At 47.3% G+C, this 702-nt stretch carries 1 protein-coding gene; it reads left to right on the top strand.

The window, feature by feature from the left end:
• Positions 1-23: 23 nt before the first annotated feature.
• Positions 24-702 (top strand): IS1 family transposase (locus tag ACYVGR_RS37600; protein ID WP_460966072.1); only part of this gene is annotated, 679 nt, incomplete at its 3' end.

The following is a 702-nucleotide window of genomic DNA, read 5'->3' as shown; positions in this document are numbered from 1 at the left end:
CGCCAAACTTAGTGCTACGTGCCATGTTTCAACAACATAACTGCCCCGCCTGCGGATCGACAAACTTAGTCAAGAATGGGTCTACTTACTACCGTAAGGCTCGCCTAAAATGTAAACGTTGCGCTCGACAATTTGTCCAGATGCGAACATACCAACCGCTGTCGAATGAGTATAAACGGCGTATTGAACTGATGCTAGCCGAACGCATTTCGCTTGAAGCCATCTGCCGAGTCATGGAAATTAAAGCCCATCAACTCTACGCCTATATGGATAAACTCTATGACGAAGTTCCCCAGGATTTAGCCTGCACTGCGAAAGAATCATCTGACATTGAACTAGTTAAGGTTGAGTCTGAACTTGATGAACTGTGGAGTTTTGTAGCTTGGAAAGCGAATAAACAATGGCTTTGGCTGGCCCTTGACCGAGCTAGCCGCCAAGTAGTAGCCTTATTTGTTGGGGATCGCAGTTCAGAGGGTGCCTTGGGCTTGTGGCAGGCACTGCCTGAAGCCTATCGTCAGCGAGCAACTTTTTATACCGACGACTGGAAGGCCTACAAACAGATCATTCCGGCTGCTCAACACCGCTTCAGCCAGGAAAAGAAAGACACAAACCATGTCGAACGCTTCTTCTGTACGCTTCGTCAACGCTGTTCACGACTGGTTCGATTGAGTTTATCTTTTTCCAAAAAACTGGATCGACATA

Source organism: Spirosoma litoris (assembly GCF_054776755.1).
The sequence above is the reverse complement of the archived record's forward strand: the minus strand, read 5'-3'. Positions and strand labels throughout refer to the sequence as shown.